Consider the following 16,811-nt stretch of genomic DNA (forward strand, 5'->3'; position numbering starts at 1 on the left):
CTGAAGCCCCTCCCACAGAAGCCGCCATCAGGCCTTACCGAAGCCCTGTAGGAGCGGCTTCAGCCGCGACTTTCCAGAGCATCGGGTTCTCTGGGAGGTCGCGACTTACGTCGCTCCTACGGGGCGGTGGTTGCCGGGGTGCGGGTCCGGCCCGGGAAAAGCCGACGGCCGGGCCGGCTACAGCCGCGGGATCAGCGCCCCCAGGAGCTGCCGCACGCCGGTCATGCCGTCCTGGAGGTAGCGCTCGATGTCGGCCATGGAGATGGGCGCCGGCTGCAGGCCCGCGGCCCAGTTCGCCACCACCGCGCTGGTCGCATAGCCCATGCCCAGCTCCCGGGCCAGCGCCGCCTCGGGCATGCCGGTCATGCCCACCAGGTCGCAACCGTCGTTGCGCATGCGCCGGATCTCCGCGGCCGTCTCCAGGCGTGGGCCCTGGGTGGCGCCGTAGGTGCACGTCTCCTCGGCATCGATGCCCGCCTCGCGGGCGGCGTCGATGAGCAGCTGCCGCATGCCGTCGTCGTAGGGATAGGTGAAATCGATGTGGGTCACCTCCGCGAGATCGTCCTCGAAGAAGGTGTGGCTGCGACCCCAGGTGTAGTCGATGATCTGGTCCGGGAACGCGATGCGCGCGGGCGCCATGCGCTCGTGGATGCCGCCCACGGCGGCCACCGCGAACAGGCGATCGACGCCCAGGTGCTGCAGGGCCCACAGGTTCGCGCGGTAGTTGACCCGGTGCGGCGGGATGGTGTGCCCGTAGCCGTGGCGCGCCAGGAACAGGACCTCGTGGCCGTGCAGGATGCCGTGGGTGATCGGCCCGGACGGCTCGCCGTACGGCGTGTGCACCACTTCGCGATGGGTGATCTCCAGGTTCTCCAGCGTGGTCAGGCCGGTGCCTCCGATGATCGCGACCCCCATCAGTGCTCCTCCTTCATTGCGTAGATCCCGTCGACGTTGCGCAGCACGCCGTGGTAGTCCATGCCCGCACCGAAGACGTAGCGATCGTCCACCTCCAGGCCGACATAGTCGATGGCGACGTCCGGGACACAGCGGTCGTGCCGCTTGCGCACGAGCACGGCCGTGCGGATCGCGGCGGCGCCCTGCTCGCGGCAGTACTGCTGGAGCTCCCGCAGGGTGTGCCCCTCGTCCAGGATGTCGTCGATGATCACCACGGTGCGGCCGGCCAGGGGCGTGTGCGGGCGCGCCTGCCAGACCAGCTCGCCGCCTGAGGTCTCGCCGCGATAGCGGGTAGCGTGGACGTAGTCGACCTCCAGGGGGAAGTTCATCAGCGGCAGCAGCCGCCCGGTGGGAACCAGCCCGCCGATCATGACGCACAGGATCAGCGGCAGCTCGTCGGCGACATCCACGGTGATCTCGGCGGCCATCCGGGCCAGCGCCTTGTCCACGGCCGCACCGTCGTGAAGGCGTTCCGCCCCGTCCAGCGTGGCCCGCACGTCGTTCTTGTCCATTGGACTCTCCCAGCCTGCACTCCTGCCGACGGCACCGCTGTAGCCCGCCTGGCAGGCGGCAGGCGCATTCAGTAGGTCAGCACGGTGGTGTCGTGCTCCGTTACCCGGCCCATCAGCCACGCCGCGCCGACGATCTCGCGGATCTCCGGGATGAGATCGTCACCGAACCGGGCCACGGCCGGCGAGCAGATCCGGTAGACCACGCCCGCCTCAGCGCCGTCGCGGATGACGTCGTGGAGACTGCGCATGCTGCCGTCACGGGCCGTCTGCGCCGCCGCCACACCGCGCACGGCGATCCGCCCCGCCGCCCCGGTGAACAGCACCTCGGTGTCCATGCCCATGGCGGCCGCCACCGCCGCCTGGGCCAGGGGCGCGTCGGCGTTGTCCGCCGGCGTGTTCAGCAGCACGATCACGACCCGCTGTGCCATGGCGCCCGCTCGTCGAAGCCGTCTCCGGGAAGGCGCAACGATACATCAACGAACTCCGCCGGGCCATGCCCGGCGAGCCCGCCTGCCCGGCCCTTCAGTCGTCGCCACGGGTCCGTCCCGGCGGCGCCGGCTCCACGACCAGGACCCGGCCGTCGGCGCCGCGGACCCGCACCGGGGTGCGCGGCGGTATGGGCGCGGCGGCCGAGCGGGCGCGCCAGAACTCGCCGTTGACGACGATCAGCCCCGAGGCCGCCACCTCCGTGCGCGTGCGCCCCGTCGCACCCAGCAGCTCCGAGCCCCCGGAGTGCTGGGGAAGCGTCGTCAGGGCCGGGCGGTACAGCGGGTACAGCGCCGCGTCCTTGGCCACCCACAGGCCCAGCACCCACAGCCCGGCCGTCGTGTCCAGCCAGCCGTGATCCACGAGGATGTAGAGCACGCACACCAGGACCAGCGCACCAGGGACCTGGAGCAGCACGTACCGCACCAGCGGCGCCGCCGCGAATGTGCGGATTCGTGATTCAGGTCCGGTCATGCTGGCTCGTGATCTGGTTTGATAAACACTCGGTCAATGCTCGTGCGGCCCAGGCGGGGCGCGGTACCCGGGACGACTATATCAGTCCTGCGGAGGTGGCCCGGTGACATACGCGACAAACCGGCCCGAAACGCGCCGGATCCAGCTCATGCGCCAGCTGGGTGCGCTGGACGAGCGCACCATGCGCCTCTTCCGTAGCATCACCGCCCTGGCGGCGCGCCTGGGCGCCTTCCCCCTGGCGAGCATCTCCCTGGCCGACGAGCCCGATACCCGCTATTACGCGTCCGTCGGCTTCCCCGACCGCACGCTGCCCCGTGCCGAGACCTTCTGCTCGCGGGTGCTCGCCCGCGGCGAGTTCGTCCACGTGCCCGACGCACGCAGGGACCCGCAGTTCAGGGACACACGCCCGGTCACCGGTGGCGCCGCCATCCGGTCCTATGCGGGAGCCCCCATCGCGGCGGATGACGGCACCGTGCTGGGCGCGCTGTGCATGTTCGACCGGCAACCGCGGGACGATCTGGGAGCGCTCGGGGAGCAGGGGCTGACGCAACTCGCCGCGGCCGTCTCCGAGCACCTGCGCGCCTGCCTCAGGCTGCACGAGGCGGACGAGCTGCGCCGCATCCAGACCGAGCAGGAGCAGATCCTGGACGCCTTCGCGCGCACCAGCCACAGCGGCTACAGCCTGGCCGACCGCGACGGCGTCATCCTGCGCATCAGCGGATTCACGAGCCACATCATGGGCTACGCACCGGAGGATCTGGTCGGCTCGGACCTTACCACCATGGTGCCGGACTCGCTCAAGGCCACGGTCCGGGCCCAGCACGCCGCCGTGATCGACGACGGCCGGACCCGGTCCGGCGTATGGAAGGTGACGCACCGCGAAGGCGGCTTCCGCTACATGCACATCTGCGGCGAGCGGATCTTCACCGCCGGCGGCGACCCCCTGGTCTTCTCCAGCATCACCGACGTCACCGACGACCACCTGCGCACGCGACTGCGTAACGAGCGCTCACGGCTGCTCGAGCAGCTCGCCCGCGACCGGTCCACCAGCGACGTCCTGGACGACCTGCTCGGCGGCCTGTCCCGCTACGTCAGCCACGCCCGGGCCGTCGTGGTCGCCCCGGAGGACCATGCCGCCGGCATCCTCTCCGCTCCCCATCTGACCGCCCGGCAGCGCGAGCTGATGGAAGAGCTCTTGCGTCTCCCGGGCTCGCTGCCGGAGGCGATGCGCGGGCGGGACTGGCTCGCTGCGACGCCGGACCTGCAGGCGAGCCGGACGTATACCGGCGCGGACATCGCCCGGGAGGCGGGTTGGCACGCCATGATCTGGTACCCGCTGCGGCATCCCGACGGCAGGCACCGCGGCGCAGTGGGGATCGTCCGGGATACCGCGGGGTCCTTCACCGACGCCGAGACGGAGCTGCTGGCGGACCTGGTGGCCCTGGTATCGACGCTGCTGGAGACGGGCACGCTGCTGGAACGCATGGATTACCAGGCCCACCACGACATCCTCACCGGCCTGGCCAACCGGCGGCTGCTGCGCGAGCGCACGGCGCAGGCCGTCCAAGAGGCCGAGCGCACCGGGCACCCCGTGGCCGTGTTCATGCTGGACCTGGACAACTTCAAGATGATCAACGACAGCCTGGGGCACGATGCCGGCGACGAGCTGCTCACCGAGGTCGCCAATCGCCTGCGGCGCAGTGCCCGGGACGACGACACGGTCGCGCGGCTGGGGGGTGACGAGTTCGTGGTGCTGGCGCCCGGCACCGGTCGCGAAGACGCCGCCCGCCTGGCGGAAGGGATGATGGAAGCCCTCCGGCACCCGATTGCGCTGGCGAGCCGTTCCGTGGCGGCACGCCCGAGCATCGGCATCGCCCTGGCCGGCGCCGACGGCCGCAACCCCGACACCCTGCTGAGCGCCGCCGATGCGGCCATGTACGCCGCCAAGGCCTCCGGGCGCAACTGCTACCGCTTCCACGGCAACGACCTGGACCGCCCCATTGCCACGCGCTTTCGGCTGCAGCAGGAGCTCTATCAGGCAACGGTGGAGACGCAGATCGTCACCGAAGCCCAGCCGCGCGTGGATGCGCAGGGCCGGCTGGTGGCGCTGGAGTTCCTGTCCACGTGGCATCACCCCGAGGAGGGACGCATCCGCCAGGACACGCTGTGGCAGCTGGCCGAGGAGACGGGGCGGCTGCGCATGCTGGAAAAGGTCATGGCCGAGGAGATCACGCGCGTGCTGCCCGAGTGGCGCCAGCACCATCCGGGCCTGATCGTCACCGCGCGCCTGGCGGAGATCACCCTCCACGACAGGGGGTTCCCGGACCGCCTGGCGGCGTACCTGGAGCGCACCGGCCTGCCACCGGAGCGGCTGGAGGCGGATATCACCCGCGCCGTGGCCTCCCAGGACGAGGCGCTTCTGACCAGCATACAGACCCTGGTCACCCGCTTCCCGGGAATTCGCCTGGCCGTGTCCAGTATCGGCGAGCGGTCGGTGCCCTTCCTGGACCTGGTCGGGCTGGGCGCCCACACGGGCAAGCTCTCGCCCCTGTGGCTGACGACCCTGGAGGAAGGCTCTCCCCTGGAGAAGGAACGCGCCCGGGGCATGGTCACCCAGCTCACCCGCATGGCGGAGGCCATCGGCATGACCATGGTCATCGAGGGCGTGGAAACCCGGGCGCAGTGGGATCTCGCCCGGGAGCTCGGCGTTCACGAGTTCCAGGGACCGCTGTTCGCCGCTAGCTGCTCGTGACGCGGCGGAACTCCGCCACCACCGCCTTCATGTCGTCGGGCAGCCTCTTCAGCACCGCCTGCTCCATGCCGTCCGGCAGCCCCCAGGCGGCCTCGGCGATGGCGCCGGCGATGGCCGCCTGGGTATCCGCATCCCCGCCCAGCGAGACGGCATTGCGGATCGCGTCCTCCGGGCCGTCCGCCTCCAGGAAGGCGCGGATGGCCTGCGGCACGGACCCCTGGCAGGTCACGTCGAAACCGTAACCCGGCCGGATCGCCGCCAGCGGGGTAGCCAGATCGTAGCCCGACACCGCGGCGACCCGTTCCCGGATCCGTGACTGACTCTCGCCCCGGCGCGCCAGGTAGACCGCCAGGGCCGTGGCCCGCGCACCGCGGATGCCTTCGGGATGGTCGTGGGTGCAGGCCGCGCTGCGCTCCGCCTCGGCGAGCACCGAGGCTTCGTCGTCGTGCCACCAGGCCACCGGGCTGACACGCATGGCGGAGCCGTTGCCGAAGCTTTCGTACGGCTGGGGGTCCGCCGCCATGAACCACTGGGCGAAGCGGATGCCGTACCCCCGCGTGGGGAAGCGCCGGGCCCAGCGCTGCAGCGCGGACGTGTAGGACTCGCCCTCCAGGAGGGCGTCGGCGATGGCCACCGTGAGCACCGTGTCGTCGGTGAACGCGCAGTCATGGTGGAACAGCGGGAAGTCCTTGCGCTTGACCGGCCAGTGCTCGTAGACGGAGCCGATGACGTCACCACAGATGGCCCCCAGCATAACGCCCTCCTGCTCCCGCTCCATGCCGACGCCCACGCGAGCGAGCACACACGATGCCACACTGGGGGACGGCCTTGAATCCCCAGGCCCGTGAGACAAAGGACTCCGCCATGAGCAACCGCTCGGGGAAACGAACGACGACGGGTCCGCACACGGCCAGTGCCTTCGCGACCATGGCGGCCGCCGCGCTGTTGCCGCCGGTAGCGCCTGCCGATGACAGCGTGCGGCTGGAGCCGGTGACCGTGACCTCGCCGCGGCTCACGCGCGACCTCCAGGACACCCCGGCCGCGGTGGACGTCGTCGACGAAGAGGAGCTCCAGCAGGGCCGGCAGCAGCTACAGCTGGACGAGTCGCTGAACCGCGTGCCCGGCACGTTCTTCCAGAACCGCTACAACTTCGCCCAGAACCTGCGGCTGTCCATCCGCGGCTTCGGCGCCCGGGCGCCGTTCGGCATCCGCGGCATCCGCATCCTCGTGGACGGCATTCCGGTGACCCTGCCCGACGGCCAGTCGCAGGTGGACAGCATCGACCTGGCGTCCGCGGAGCGTGTGGAGGTCATCCGCGGCCCGTCGTCCGCCCTGTACGGCAATGCCGCCGGCGGCGTGGTCGCCGTGCACACCATGGACGGGCCGCCCCGGCCCTACGGCGAGCTGCGCGCCACCGTGGGCAGCTACGATTTCGAGCGCTACGGAGTGCGCGGCGGCGGCCAGTCCGGCCCGTGGAACGGCCATATCAGCGCCTGGACCATGGACTACGAGGGCTTCCGCGAGCAGAGCCGGACCGAGAAGCATCTGGTCAACGCCAAGGCCCGCTACACGTTCGACGACGGCCGCAGCCTGACCACGGTGGTCACGGCCCTGGACCAGCCCGTGGGCGAGGATCCGGCCGGCCTGGACCGGCAGGCCGTGCGCGAGGACCGGCGCCAGGCACGGGACATCGCCAGGGAGCTCGACGCCGGCCAGGAGGTCGAGCACCAGCGCATCGGACTGATCTACCGTGACGGCGCCTCGCTGCCCGGCGAGCTGACCGCCCGCACCTTCTATACCCGCCGCGATTTCCGCCAGCAGCTGCCTTTCCCCGGGCCCAGCCGGATCGCCTACCAGCGCGACTACTTCGGCGGCGCCCTGGACTACACGGGCGCCTACAGCGTCCTCGGCCTGCCGGCGGAGTATACGATGGGGGTCGAATCCGCCCGCCAGCGCGACGACCGCCAGCGGTTCACCGTGAATCCTTCCGGCGAGCGCACCGGGCAGACCCAGGACGCCATGGAGACGGCCACGTCCACGGGCGTGTTCGGCCAGACGGATATCACCCTCACGCAGCGGCTGGACCTCACCCTGGGCGGCCGCTACGACCGCGTGCGCTTCCGCATCGAGGACCGGGCCCACGGCGGAGCCGCGTCGGGCACCCGCAGCTACGACGAGCTCAGCGTCATCAGCGGCCTGGGCTACCAGCTCACCCCCGACCACCGGCTGTACGGCAACATCGCCACATCCTACGAGACGCCCACGTTCACGGAGTTCTACGATCCCAACAATCCGCAGGAAGGCTTCGACCCGACGCTGGAACCCCAGCGGGCGCTGAACACGGAGCTCGGCATGAAGGGGTTTGTCGGCGAGCGGGCGCAGTACGATGTCGCCGTGTTCCGCGTGACCACCCGTGACGAGATCGTGGTCACCGGCGCCCGCGACAACGCCAACGAGTTCGGCAACGCGGGACGCACGCGCCGCTACGGTCTCGAGGCCGGCCTCGAGTACTCCCTGACCCCGGAGCTGTCGGTGACCGGCGCGTACACCTACTCGCACTTCCGCTTCCAGGAATTCCGGGACGACGGCCGTGACTTCGACGGCAACCGGCTGCCCGGGCTGCCGGACCACCAGCTCTTCGCCGAGCTCGCCTGGCGCGACCCGGAAGGCCTCTACGCCATTGTCGACGCCCTGCTGGTGGGCCGCGTCTACGCCGACAGCGCCAACCAGGAAGCCGTGTCCGGCTACGGCGTGGTCAACGCCCGCGTCGGCACGACACGCCGCGCCGGCGATGCCGAGGTGGAGACGTTCGTGGCCGTGAACAACGTCACCGACGAGGCATACTTCAGCAACGTCCGCATCAACGACAACAACGGCAACTATTTCGAGCCGGCGCCGGGCCGCAACTTCTTCGCGGGCATCCGGGCGCGTTTCTGAGGAGCGAGCGGCCGGGAACCTGGCGCTGGCTAGCGCACGTGGCGGACTTCCTGGCCCAGCATCTCCGCGGTGACCAGGACGATGCCGTTGGGCGAGACATGATAATAGCGGCGGTCGTGCTCCGGATGGTGCCCGATGACCGTGCCGTCGGGGATGTGGCAGCCCTCGTCGATGACGGCGTTGCGGATGCGGCAATTGCGCCCCACGGTGACCGCGGGCAGGACCACGGACTGCTCCACCACGGAGCCCGGATTGACGACCACCTGGGAGAACAGCAGCGAGCGCCGGACGATGGAGCCGTCGATGATGTCGCCGCCGGAGACCATGGCATCCACCGCCATCCCGGGGAGCTCCTCGCCGCCGGTGTGCGACGTGATGAACTTCGCCGGCGGCAGCTGCGCCTGGTAGGTCCAGATGGGCCAGTTCTCGTCGTAGATGTCGAGCTCGGGATCGGCGCCGATGAGCTCCTGGTTGGCCTCGTAGAACGCATCCACGGTACCGACGTCCCGCCAGTAGGGCTGGCGCTCGGTCTGCGGGTCCCGGAACGGGTGTGCCACGACCCGCGCCTGGTGAATGGCCGCCGGGATGACGTCCTTGCCGAAGTCCCGTGTCGACGCGCCGTTCTCGGCATCCTCCCGCAGCACCCGCACCAGGAAGTCGCGGTTGAACACGTAGATGCCCATGGACACCAGCGCCGTGTCCGGCTCGCCGGGGACGGGCTCGGGATGGTCCGGCTTCTCGGTGAACGCCAGCACCCGCCCGTGCTCGTCCACGCTCATGACGCCGAACGCCCGCGCCCGGTCCACCGGCGTCTCCACGCAGCCCACGGTCATGTCCGCGCCGGACTCCACGTGGCGCGCGATCATGGGACCGTAGTCCATCTTGTAGACGTGGTCGCCGGCGAGCACGAGCACGTACTCCGGGTTGTGAGCCTTGACGATGTCCAGGCTCTGGTACACCGCATCCGCCGTGCCCGCGTACCACAGCGGGCGGTCGAGGCGCTGCTGCGCGGGCACGAGCTCGACGAACTCGCCGAACTCGCCGCGCAGGAAACCCCAGCCGCGCTGGACATGCTGGATCAGGGAGTGGGCCTTGTACTGCGTGAGCACCTGGATCCGCCGGATGCCCGAGTTGATGCAGTTGGACAGCGGGAAGTCGATGAGCCGGAACTTGCCGCCGAACGGCACCGCCGGCTTGGTGCGCCAGTCCGTGAGGTTGGCCAGGCGGCCGCCGCGACCGCCGGCCAGGATCATGGCCAGGGTATCGCGGGTCAGGCGGCTGACGAAGCGGGGGTTGCGTTCGAGAAACATCCGCGTCCTGTGTGTTCCCGGTGACTGGGCGCAAGAAGCGCTCAGGATACTGGCTGAAGCGGACCCCCACAACGACGGCGGCGGCCCTTGCGGCGACCGCGGGACATGCTAGTACGTCGGCCAGACGCCGGGCGTCGCCAGCTCGAGCAAGTGGCCGTCCGGATCGCGGAAATAGATGCTCTCACCGCCGCGCGGCCAGTGCGTGCGGCCCTCGACGGCCACCCCGCGGGCATCCAGCCGTTGCTCCCAGTCGTGCAGCTCGCCTGCGGGCACCGCCAGGGCCAGGTGCAGTCTTCCCTGGCCGTCGTGGGGCGGAATGGTGCCCATGTCGTTGGGCAGCACCACGGTCTCCAGCGTCTCGCCCCGGAGGAACAGCAGCAGCACCGTGCCGCCCCCGGCGTCGTAGGCGGTGAAGCGGTGGTCGGCGGTGAACGGCTCCAGCTCCAGCACGTCCTCGAAGAAGGCGCGCGCCCGGTCCATGTCGTCAACGTAGAGCGCCGTCTCGACAACGCCGTTGAGTGCAGGCATGACAACCTCCCGCTATGTTTTCCGGCGCCGGGGTCACGGCAGGACCGATCGCGTCGTTGCCGCCGGCCCGACGCGGGCCCTCGTCCCCGGTGGAGCATACGCTCGCGGCTTGCGGATCCCCGTGGGCGTCGGCGCGGGGCTCGCGGCAGCACACGGGACGTATTAATCTACCGGGATACTCTGCCCAGCAATTGTGACAGGGAGTCTTCCATGACTGCTACACGCCCCTCGTGCGTTGCGTTCCGCCACGTCGCCTTCGAGGGTCTCGGCCTGCTGGAGCCCCTGCTCGCCGAGCGCGGCTTCCGGGTGCGATACCTGGACGCGGGCGTGGACGACCTGGGCGCCGTCGACCCCCTCGCCCCGGATCTGCTGGTCGTCCTCGGCGGTCCCATCGGGGCCGATGACGATGCCGACTACCCGTTTCTCACCGACGAGATCCGCGTGCTCGCCGCCCGCCTGGCCGCGGACCGCCCCACCCTCGGCCTCTGCCTGGGCGCCCAGCTCATGGCCCGGGCCCTGGGCGCCCGGATCTACCCGGCCGCCGGCAAGGAGATCGGCTGGGCCGGTATTCGCCTGACCGGGGCGGGCCGCGACAGCTGCCTGCGGCACCTCGATGGCGACGAGACCGCGGTCCTCCACTGGCACGGCGACACGTTCGACCTGCCGGATGGTGCCGAGCACCTGGCCGCCACCGACGTCTGCCCCAACCAGGCGTTCCGGTACGGGCGCAACGCCCTTGCCCTGCAGTTCCATGCCGAGGCCGCCGGCGCGTCCCTGGAGCGATGGTTCATCGGGCACACCGGCGAGATCGCGGCCACCCCGGGTGTCACCGTACCCCGGCTGCGCGCCGATACGGCGCGCTGGTCGGGACCGCTCACCGAGCGCGGCCGCCGCTGCTTCTCGGAGTGGTTGAGCACGGTCATCCCCGACACCGACCCCGTGTCGTAAGCGACCGGGCGCGTCGACCGCACGGAGCGATCCCCGCCTGCGCACCGGCCGTCGGCGACGCAGCGGGAACGCCCGCCGAGCGTCACCGGGATCCGTCCGGTTTCGGCTCAGCAAAGATGCGAATACTTCTTATTTGCAACATGACGCATCCCGTTGTACGCTCCCTGTCGATCGATCAAGGGAGGGTCATCGGAATGGAGAGCGAACGAGAAGCCGAACCCCACGACCACAAGGGCGATGTCCGCGAAGACGAGACAATCCCGGGCGATGGCGACACACCCCGCATCGACTCCCGCGAGCTGTTCGGCGACGCCCGGGAGGTCATCATCGTTCACGACCAGCAGAATTACCGGCTGCGGCGAACCCGGACCGAGAAGCTGATCCTGACGAAATAGCCCGTCCGCCGCGCCGACAACCGCCGACAACCGATCCGTCCGAGCCAGCCAGCCCCGCGTCCGCCGCGGATAAGCCAGCCAGGACCCCACTCCGGTAACAGGAGCAGGACCCATGCCGAGCTGGAAACCCCGTGGAACCACCACCGGAGCCCTGGTGCTGCTGACTTCGCTGGCACCCGTGGCCCACGGCGCCGCCGACGCGGATCAACAGGCAACGGACAGCGGCGAGGTACGCCTGTCGCCGGTGTCCGTTACCGCGACGCTGAACCCCATCAGCGCATTCGACTACCCGGGCATGGTCAGCGTGATCGGCACCGAGGAAATCCGCGACCACCAGCCTTCCACGCCCGACGACCTGCTCGGCCGCCTGCCCAACGTCGAGTTCACGGGCGGCCCCCGGCGCACGGGCGAGGTCCCCAGCATCCGGGGATTCTCCGGCGCCGACGTCGTGGTCACCATCGACGGCGCGCGGCAGAACTTCCTCTCCGGCCATGACGGCCGCTTCTTCCTCGACCCGCTCCTGCTACGGGAGGTCGAGGTGCTGCGCGGCCCGGCCTCGTCCCTGTACGGCAGCGGCGCGACCGGGGGCGTCATCGCGCTGCGCACCCTGCGCGCCCGGGATCTGCTGGGGCCCGGCGACTCCGCCGGTGTCCGCGTCCACGGCGGCTACCAGGACGTCAACGACGAGACCCATGCCGGGCTCACCGCCTACGGCCGCCCGGCCGACGATCTCGGCGTGCTCGCCAGCGTCACCACGCGGAACTCCGGCACCATCGAGCTGGGCGACGGCAACGAGCTGACCGACACCGACGACGACATCGTCTCCGGGCTGCTGAAGGGCAACTGGCAGGCCGGCGAGCACAGCGAGCTGGAGGCGTCCTTCCAGCGTTTCGACAACGACGCCCGGGAGCCCAACAACCCCCAGGGGCTCGGCGGCGACAACCAGGTGGACAAGGACATCCGTTCCGATACGGCGCGGCTGCGCTACAGCTTCAGCGATCCCGCCAATCCTTTGCTCGACCTGGACGCACTGGTCTACCGCACCGAGACCAGCGTCGACGAGCGGCGCCTCGACGACAGCGGGCTCGGCCCGCGCGGCGAGCTCCTGGAGCGCAACGTGGACACCACCGGCGTCCGGCTGGACAACCGCTCCCGCGGTTCGCTCGGCGACGTGGGCGTGACCCTCACCTACGGTGCGGAAGCCTACCAGGACAAGCAGACCGGCGCGGCCGACGGCGCCGACCGGGCGGGGGTGCCGGACGCCGAGTACGACTTCTACGCCGCCTTCGCCCAGGCGGAGATCCGCTGGGACCAGCCGGCCGGCGTACCGGGCGAGCTCCTGCTGGTGCCCGGCGTCCGCTTCGACCGCTTCGAGGCCTCCAGCGAGGGCGCCGACGACCTCGAGGACGACGAGATCTCGCCGCGTCTCGGGATCACCTGGAAGCCGACGCACTCGACCATGCTGTTCGTCAACCGCGCCAACGCCTTCCGGGCACCCACGGTGGGCGAGATCTACCCCAGCGGCACCCACTTCCAGATCCCCCTGGGCCCGCCGTTCGGGACCATCTCGAACCGCTTCGTGCCCAACCCGGATCTCAAGCCCCAGCGGACCCGGACCTGGGAGTTCGGCGGCGGATTCGAGGTTTCCGACCTGCTGGCGTCCGGCGACGCCCTGAACGTCAAGCTCACCCACTTCGAGGTGGACGGCGAGGACTTCATCGACACCCGGGTCGACCAGCCCGCGCCGTTCACCGACTGCAACCCCGGCATCCCGGGCGACTGCGACGGCACGTCCCGTTCCGTGAATGTCGCCAGCGCCGAGCTCTCCGGCCAGGAAGTCGAGGCGCACTACCGCGTCGGCCGCCTGCGCACGTCGTTCGGATTCTCGCGCATCGACGGCGAGAACACGCGCACCGGCGAGAAGCTGGGCGTGCTGACGCCGAGGCAGTTCACCCTGGATGCCCGCTATCTGCTTCCCGCGCTGGATACCACCATCGGCGGGCGAATCCTGCGCGCTTCGGACTTCGACAAGGTCAATGACCCGTCCGAGGAGCGCGACGCCTACACCGTGGTGGACCTGTCCCTGACGTGGCAGCCGGGCGGTCCGGCGCTGCGCGGGCTGAGCGTGCGCCTGGGCGTCGACAACGTCTTCGACGAGGCGTATTCGCGCACCTACACCGGCGCCGCCGAGCCGGGACGCAACCTCAAGGCATCCGTGGGGTACAACGTGTCATGGTAAGCCGTATTCCCTGTGCCGCCTGCATATGTGCCCTCGCCGTCACGCTGCTGGCCGCTGCGGCCCCGTCTGCGGCGGCGGCCGAACGCGCCGCGAACGGCCCCGGGCGCGTGGTGGCCATCGGCGGGGCCGTCACCGAGATCATCCACGCGCTCGGGCGGCTGGATACCGTGGTGGCCGTCGACAGCACGAGCACCTATCCCGACGCGGCGGACGAGCTGCCGGACGTCGGCTACATGCGTCAGCTGTCCGCCGAGCCGATCATCGCCCTGGCGCCGGACCTCGTCATTGCCGCCGCCGACGCCGGCCCCCCGGTGGTGCTGGAGCAGCTGCGCGAGGCGGGCATCGCCGTAACCCGGGTGCCCGGCGAGCCGAGCCCGGACGGCGTGGTGGACAAGATCACCGCGGTCGCCGACGCGCTCGGCGTGCCGGAGCGCGGTCACCGGCTCGGCCGACGCGTGGCCGACCGGATCGCGGCCGTACGCGAGCGTGTCGAGGCAACCGAAGCGCGCCCCCGGGTGCTGACGCTCATCGCCGCCGGCCCCGGCAACCTCATGGCCGCCGGCCGGGAGACCTCCGCCGAGGCCATCGTGCGTCTCGCCGGGGGGCGCAACGCCGTCCAGGCCTACAGCGGCTTCCGCCCGTTGTCCGCGGAGGCGGTCATCACCGCCGCACCGGAATGGATCCTGCTCACCGAGGCCGCCCTGGACAGCCTGGGCGGCAGCGACGGGCTGCGCCAGCGCCCGGGCCTCGGCAACACCCCCGCTGCCCGGTCGGGCCGGATCATCGCCATGGACGGACTGCTGATGCTCGGTTTCGGGCCGCGCACGCCGCAGGCGGCAGCGGAACTGGCCCGGGCGCTTCATCCGGATCTGCCGGCGGAGACCCGCGACCGATGACCGTCAGCCCGGAACCACAGGGACGAGCGCTCGGCTCCCCCCGGGGAGGCACCGGCCTGCTCACCGTGGCGACCGTGTTCGCCGTGCTCTGGCTGGCCGCGTTCGCCGGCGCCCTGCTCTGGGGGCCCGTCCCCCTTGCGCCCGGCGACGTCCTCGCCATTCTCGCGGGCATCGCGGGGGACTCGGGTGGTGCCGGTCCGGCACCCGGCGAGACGGTGATACTGGCCATCCGCCTGCCGCGCGCCCTGCTGGGAATGGCGGTGGGAGCCGCACTGGCGGTCGCCGGTGCCGCGCTCCAGGGGCTGTTCCGGAATCCCCTGGCGGACCCGGGCCTGATCGGCGTCTCCACCGGTGCCGCCCTCGCCGCCGCAACGGCGATCGTCTTCGGCGGCACCATCATGGCCGCCGTGCCGTTCCTGTCGCCCGGGCTGGTGATCCCGGTTGCGGCGTTCACCGGCGGCCTGGTCGTGACGCTGGTGGTCTACCGCATCGCCAGCCGCGACGGGCGCACGGAGGTCGCCACCCTTCTGCTGGCCGGCGTCGCCGTCAACGCCATCGCCGGCGCAGGCATCGGGCTGCTGGTGTTTGTCAGCAACGACCAGGAGCTGCGGGATCTCAACTTCTGGATGCTGGGCAGCCTCGGCGGGGTCACCTGGGACCGGCTGCTGCCGGCGCTGCCGATCATCCTGGCGCCGGCCCTGGCGCTGCCGCTTCTCGCCCGGCACCTGGACGCCTTGCTCCTCGGCGAGACGGAAGCACTGCACCTGGGCTTCCCGGTGGAACGCTGCAAGCGCTGGATCGTCGGCCTGTGCGCCCTGGCCGTGGGCGGTGCCGTGGCCCTGACCGGAGTCATCGGCTTCATCGGCCTGGTGGTGCCGCACCTGGTGCGGCTGCTGGTGGGTGCCCGCCACGGGCTCGTCATGCCCCTGTCGGCCCTGCTCGGCTCGGCGCTTCTGCTGATCGCCGACCTGGTCGCCCGCACCGCCGCCCTGCCGGCGGAGCTGCCCATCGGCATTGTCACCAGCTGTATCGGCGGCCCGTTCTTCCTCTGGCTGCTGGTCCGCGGACGGCACGGAGGGACCTGGTGATGCTGGCGGCGGCGGACATCCACGTACGGCGCGCCGGCCGCCGGCTGCTGACCGGGGTCCGCGTGTGCGTGGAGCCCGGCGAGACGGTGGCCCTGATCGGGCCCAACGGTGCAGGCAAATCCACGCTGCTGCACGTCCTCTCGGGCGCCATACGACCGGACTACGGCTCGGTCACCCTCAATCGCACGCCCCTCACGGCGCTGGATGACAAGGAGGTGGCCCGCCACCGCGCCGTGCTGCCGCAAACCCCCGAGCTCGGCTTCCCGCTGACGGTCCGGGATGTCGTCGCCCTCGGGCGCAGCCCCCACGCCGGCCGCAGCAGCCGCTCCGCCGACGCGCGGATCATTGCCGCGGCCATGGACGAGACCGGGATCGGCCATCTCCGGCACCGGCTGTATCCCACACTGTCCGGGGGCGAGCGACAGCGGGTCCACCTCGCCCGCGTGCTTGCGCAGGTCGCTGACGGCGACGACCAGGCGGATGGGCGCGGGCGCTACCTGTTGCTGGACGAGCCGACCAACAACCTCGACATCGCCCACCAGCAGCACGCCATCGAGACGGGGCTGCGCTTCTCGCGCCGGGGCAACGGCGTTGTCGTCGTGCTCCACGACCCGAACCTCGCCGCCGGCTACGCGGACCGCATAGTGGTGCTCGTCGGCGGCGCCGTGCTCACCGAGGGCCCGCCGGAGGCCGTCGTCACCGAGGAGCTGCTCCGGGAAGCGTTCGGCGTGCGCGCAATGGTCCATCGCAATCCCTCCAGCGGGCGTCCCTTCATGGTGCCGAACCACGGGTCCTCTGCCATGACCCCGGATTCCCGCGCCAAGAGCCAGAGGAGTTCACCATGTTCATCGCCATGAACCGTTTCAAGGTCCGGCCGGGCTTCGAGGAGGAATTCGAGCGCGTTTGGCGCGAGCGCGATTCGCATCTCCACCAGGTACCCGGCTTCATCGAGTTCCACCTGCTGCGCGGTCCGGCCGCGGACGACTACACGCTGTACGCGTCGCACACCGTCTGGGCGTCCAGGGAGGCATTCGAGGCGTGGACCCACTCCGAAGCATTCCGGGCCGCCCACCGCAACGCCGGCGCCAACCGCCACATCTATCTCGAGGGTCCTTCCTTCGAGGGGTTCGACGCGGTCCAGCGCATGGGACGGGAATCGGCCCGAACCAAGCCCGTCTAGCGTCCCGCAAGCCAAGTTCGTTGCGTTCTAGCGCCGGTGCCCCGTCCGCGTGCAGCGCGACAAACGGACACGGGCGCCGGCGACGGAATCCGTTACAGGAATGTGACTCAAG

The 16,811-nt window shown here is 70.8% G+C and carries 16 protein-coding genes; 9 read left to right on the forward strand and 7 right to left on the reverse strand.

Features of this window, described 5'->3' with window-relative positions:
- Positions 1-177: 177 nt before the first annotated feature.
- The 4 genes from QWY84_RS13780 to QWY84_RS13795 form a co-directional block, all read right to left on the reverse strand.
- The gene (locus tag QWY84_RS13780) at positions 178-915 is read right to left on the reverse strand and encodes an S-methyl-5'-thioinosine phosphorylase (protein WP_290203301.1); all 738 of its coding nucleotides are present in this window, start codon (positions 913-915) and stop codon (positions 178-180) included.
- Positions 915-1,466, reverse strand: a complete 552-nt coding sequence (locus QWY84_RS13785) for a hypoxanthine-guanine phosphoribosyltransferase (protein WP_290203303.1) — start codon at positions 1,464-1,466, stop codon at positions 915-917. Before QWY84_RS13785 ends, QWY84_RS13780 begins: the two co-directional genes overlap by 1 nt.
- Positions 1,467-1,534: 68 nt before the next feature.
- A complete protein-coding gene (locus tag QWY84_RS13790; RefSeq protein WP_290203304.1) occupies positions 1,535-1,894 on the reverse strand; it encodes a DsrE family protein in 360 nt (119 codons plus the stop codon).
- 94 nt (positions 1,895-1,988) lie between these two features.
- Positions 1,989-2,426, reverse strand: coding sequence for an NfeD family protein (locus tag QWY84_RS13795; protein ID WP_290203306.1), 438 nt, complete (start codon positions 2,424-2,426; stop codon positions 1,989-1,991).
- Positions 2,427-2,529: 103 nt separating this feature from the next.
- Between QWY84_RS13795 and QWY84_RS13800 the strand changes: the two genes are divergently transcribed.
- Complete coding sequence (locus QWY84_RS13800) at positions 2,530-5,178, forward strand: diguanylate cyclase domain-containing protein (RefSeq protein WP_290203307.1); 2,649 nt, start codon at positions 2,530-2,532, stop codon at positions 5,176-5,178.
- Here the strand turns inward: QWY84_RS13800 and QWY84_RS13805 are convergent.
- Positions 5,165-5,932, reverse strand: a complete 768-nt coding sequence (locus tag QWY84_RS13805; RefSeq protein ID WP_290203308.1) for an ADP-ribosylglycohydrolase family protein — start codon at positions 5,930-5,932, stop codon at positions 5,165-5,167. The genes QWY84_RS13800 and QWY84_RS13805 overlap by 14 nt on opposite strands.
- 110 nt (positions 5,933-6,042) lie before the next feature.
- Between QWY84_RS13805 and QWY84_RS13810 the strand changes: the two genes are divergently transcribed.
- Positions 6,043-8,115 carry a TonB-dependent receptor family protein gene (locus QWY84_RS13810; RefSeq protein ID WP_290203310.1) on the forward strand — a complete coding sequence of 691 codons (2,073 nt, stop codon included), beginning with the start codon at positions 6,043-6,045 and terminating at the stop codon, positions 8,113-8,115.
- Between the two features lie 29 nt (positions 8,116-8,144).
- Here QWY84_RS13810 and glgC read toward each other — a convergent pair whose 3' ends face one another.
- Together glgC and QWY84_RS13820 are read right to left on the reverse strand one after the other, a co-directional pair.
- Positions 8,145-9,425, reverse strand: coding sequence for a glucose-1-phosphate adenylyltransferase (glgC, locus tag QWY84_RS13815; protein WP_290203311.1), 1,281 nt, complete (start codon positions 9,423-9,425; stop codon positions 8,145-8,147).
- A gap of 108 nt (positions 9,426-9,533) precedes the next feature.
- Positions 9,534-9,953 (reverse strand): VOC family protein, encoded by a 420-nt coding sequence (locus QWY84_RS13820; protein WP_290203313.1) that lies wholly within the window; start codon positions 9,951-9,953, stop codon positions 9,534-9,536.
- Between the two features lie 210 nt (positions 9,954-10,163).
- On the opposite strand from QWY84_RS13820, the gene QWY84_RS13825 reads away from it, so the two are divergent.
- From QWY84_RS13825 to hmuQ, 7 genes are all read left to right on the forward strand, one after another.
- Positions 10,164-10,901, forward strand: coding sequence for a glutamine amidotransferase (locus QWY84_RS13825; protein WP_290203314.1), 738 nt, complete (start codon positions 10,164-10,166; stop codon positions 10,899-10,901).
- 194 nt (positions 10,902-11,095) lie between these two features.
- Positions 11,096-11,296: a hemin uptake protein HemP gene (gene hemP, locus QWY84_RS13830; protein ID WP_290203315.1), complete on the forward strand. Its 201-nt coding sequence runs from the start codon at positions 11,096-11,098 to the stop codon at positions 11,294-11,296.
- Between the two features lie 112 nt (positions 11,297-11,408).
- Complete coding sequence (locus QWY84_RS13835; protein ID WP_290203316.1) at positions 11,409-13,535, forward strand: TonB-dependent receptor domain-containing protein; 2,127 nt, start codon at positions 11,409-11,411, stop codon at positions 13,533-13,535.
- Complete coding sequence (locus QWY84_RS13840) at positions 13,529-14,431, forward strand: heme/hemin ABC transporter substrate-binding protein (RefSeq protein ID WP_290203317.1); 903 nt, start codon at positions 13,529-13,531, stop codon at positions 14,429-14,431. Before QWY84_RS13835 ends, QWY84_RS13840 begins: the two co-directional genes overlap by 7 nt.
- On the forward strand, positions 14,428-15,519 hold the full coding sequence (locus tag QWY84_RS13845; RefSeq protein ID WP_290203318.1) for a FecCD family ABC transporter permease: 1,092 nt from the start codon (positions 14,428-14,430) through the stop codon (positions 15,517-15,519). Before QWY84_RS13840 ends, QWY84_RS13845 begins: the two co-directional genes overlap by 4 nt.
- Positions 15,519-16,376, forward strand: coding sequence for a heme ABC transporter ATP-binding protein (locus tag QWY84_RS13850; RefSeq protein ID WP_290203408.1), 858 nt, complete (start codon positions 15,519-15,521; stop codon positions 16,374-16,376). Before QWY84_RS13845 ends, QWY84_RS13850 begins: the two co-directional genes overlap by 1 nt.
- On the forward strand, positions 16,361-16,699 hold the full coding sequence (gene hmuQ, locus QWY84_RS13855) for a heme-degrading protein HmuQ (protein WP_290203319.1): 339 nt from the start codon (positions 16,361-16,363) through the stop codon (positions 16,697-16,699). The genes QWY84_RS13850 and hmuQ overlap by 16 nt, the downstream gene beginning before the upstream one ends.
- Positions 16,700-16,811: the final 112 nt, after the last annotated feature.

It is taken from the genome of Aquisalimonas lutea (assembly GCF_030409225.1).
GTDB lineage: Bacteria > Pseudomonadota > Gammaproteobacteria > Nitrococcales > Aquisalimonadaceae > Aquisalimonas > Aquisalimonas lutea.

Excerpts from the sequence above, each read along its gene's own strand:
- QWY84_RS13820 (WP_290203313.1), bottom strand. The coding sequence starts at position 9,953 with ATGCCTGCACTCAACGGCGTTGTCGAGACGGCGCTCTACGTTGACGAC.
- QWY84_RS13845 (WP_290203318.1), top strand. The coding sequence starts at position 14,428 with ATGACCGTCAGCCCGGAACCACAGGGACGAGCGCTCGGCTCCCCCCGG.
- QWY84_RS13840 (WP_290203317.1), top strand. The coding sequence starts at position 13,529 with ATGGTAAGCCGTATTCCCTGTGCCGCCTGCATATGTGCCCTCGCCGTC.
- QWY84_RS13810 (WP_290203310.1), top strand. The coding sequence starts at position 6,043 with ATGAGCAACCGCTCGGGGAAACGAACGACGACGGGTCCGCACACGGCC.
- QWY84_RS13780 (WP_290203301.1), bottom strand. The coding sequence starts at position 915 with ATGGGGGTCGCGATCATCGGAGGCACCGGCCTGACCACGCTGGAGAAC.
- QWY84_RS13790 (WP_290203304.1), bottom strand. The coding sequence starts at position 1,894 with ATGGCACAGCGGGTCGTGATCGTGCTGCTGAACACGCCGGCGGACAAC.
- hmuQ (WP_290203319.1), top strand. The coding sequence starts at position 16,361 with ATGTTCATCGCCATGAACCGTTTCAAGGTCCGGCCGGGCTTCGAGGAG.
- QWY84_RS13795 (WP_290203306.1), bottom strand. The coding sequence starts at position 2,426 with ATGACCGGACCTGAATCACGAATCCGCACATTCGCGGCGGCGCCGCTG.
- QWY84_RS13835 (WP_290203316.1), top strand. The coding sequence starts at position 11,409 with ATGCCGAGCTGGAAACCCCGTGGAACCACCACCGGAGCCCTGGTGCTG.
- QWY84_RS13825 (WP_290203314.1), top strand. The coding sequence starts at position 10,164 with ATGACTGCTACACGCCCCTCGTGCGTTGCGTTCCGCCACGTCGCCTTC.
- QWY84_RS13850 (WP_290203408.1), top strand. The coding sequence starts at position 15,519 with ATGCTGGCGGCGGCGGACATCCACGTACGGCGCGCCGGCCGCCGGCTG.
- glgC (WP_290203311.1), bottom strand. The coding sequence starts at position 9,425 with ATGTTTCTCGAACGCAACCCCCGCTTCGTCAGCCGCCTGACCCGCGAT.
- hemP (WP_290203315.1), top strand. The coding sequence starts at position 11,096 with ATGGAGAGCGAACGAGAAGCCGAACCCCACGACCACAAGGGCGATGTC.
- QWY84_RS13785 (WP_290203303.1), bottom strand. The coding sequence starts at position 1,466 with ATGGACAAGAACGACGTGCGGGCCACGCTGGACGGGGCGGAACGCCTT.
- QWY84_RS13805 (WP_290203308.1), bottom strand. The coding sequence starts at position 5,932 with ATGCTGGGGGCCATCTGTGGTGACGTCATCGGCTCCGTCTACGAGCAC.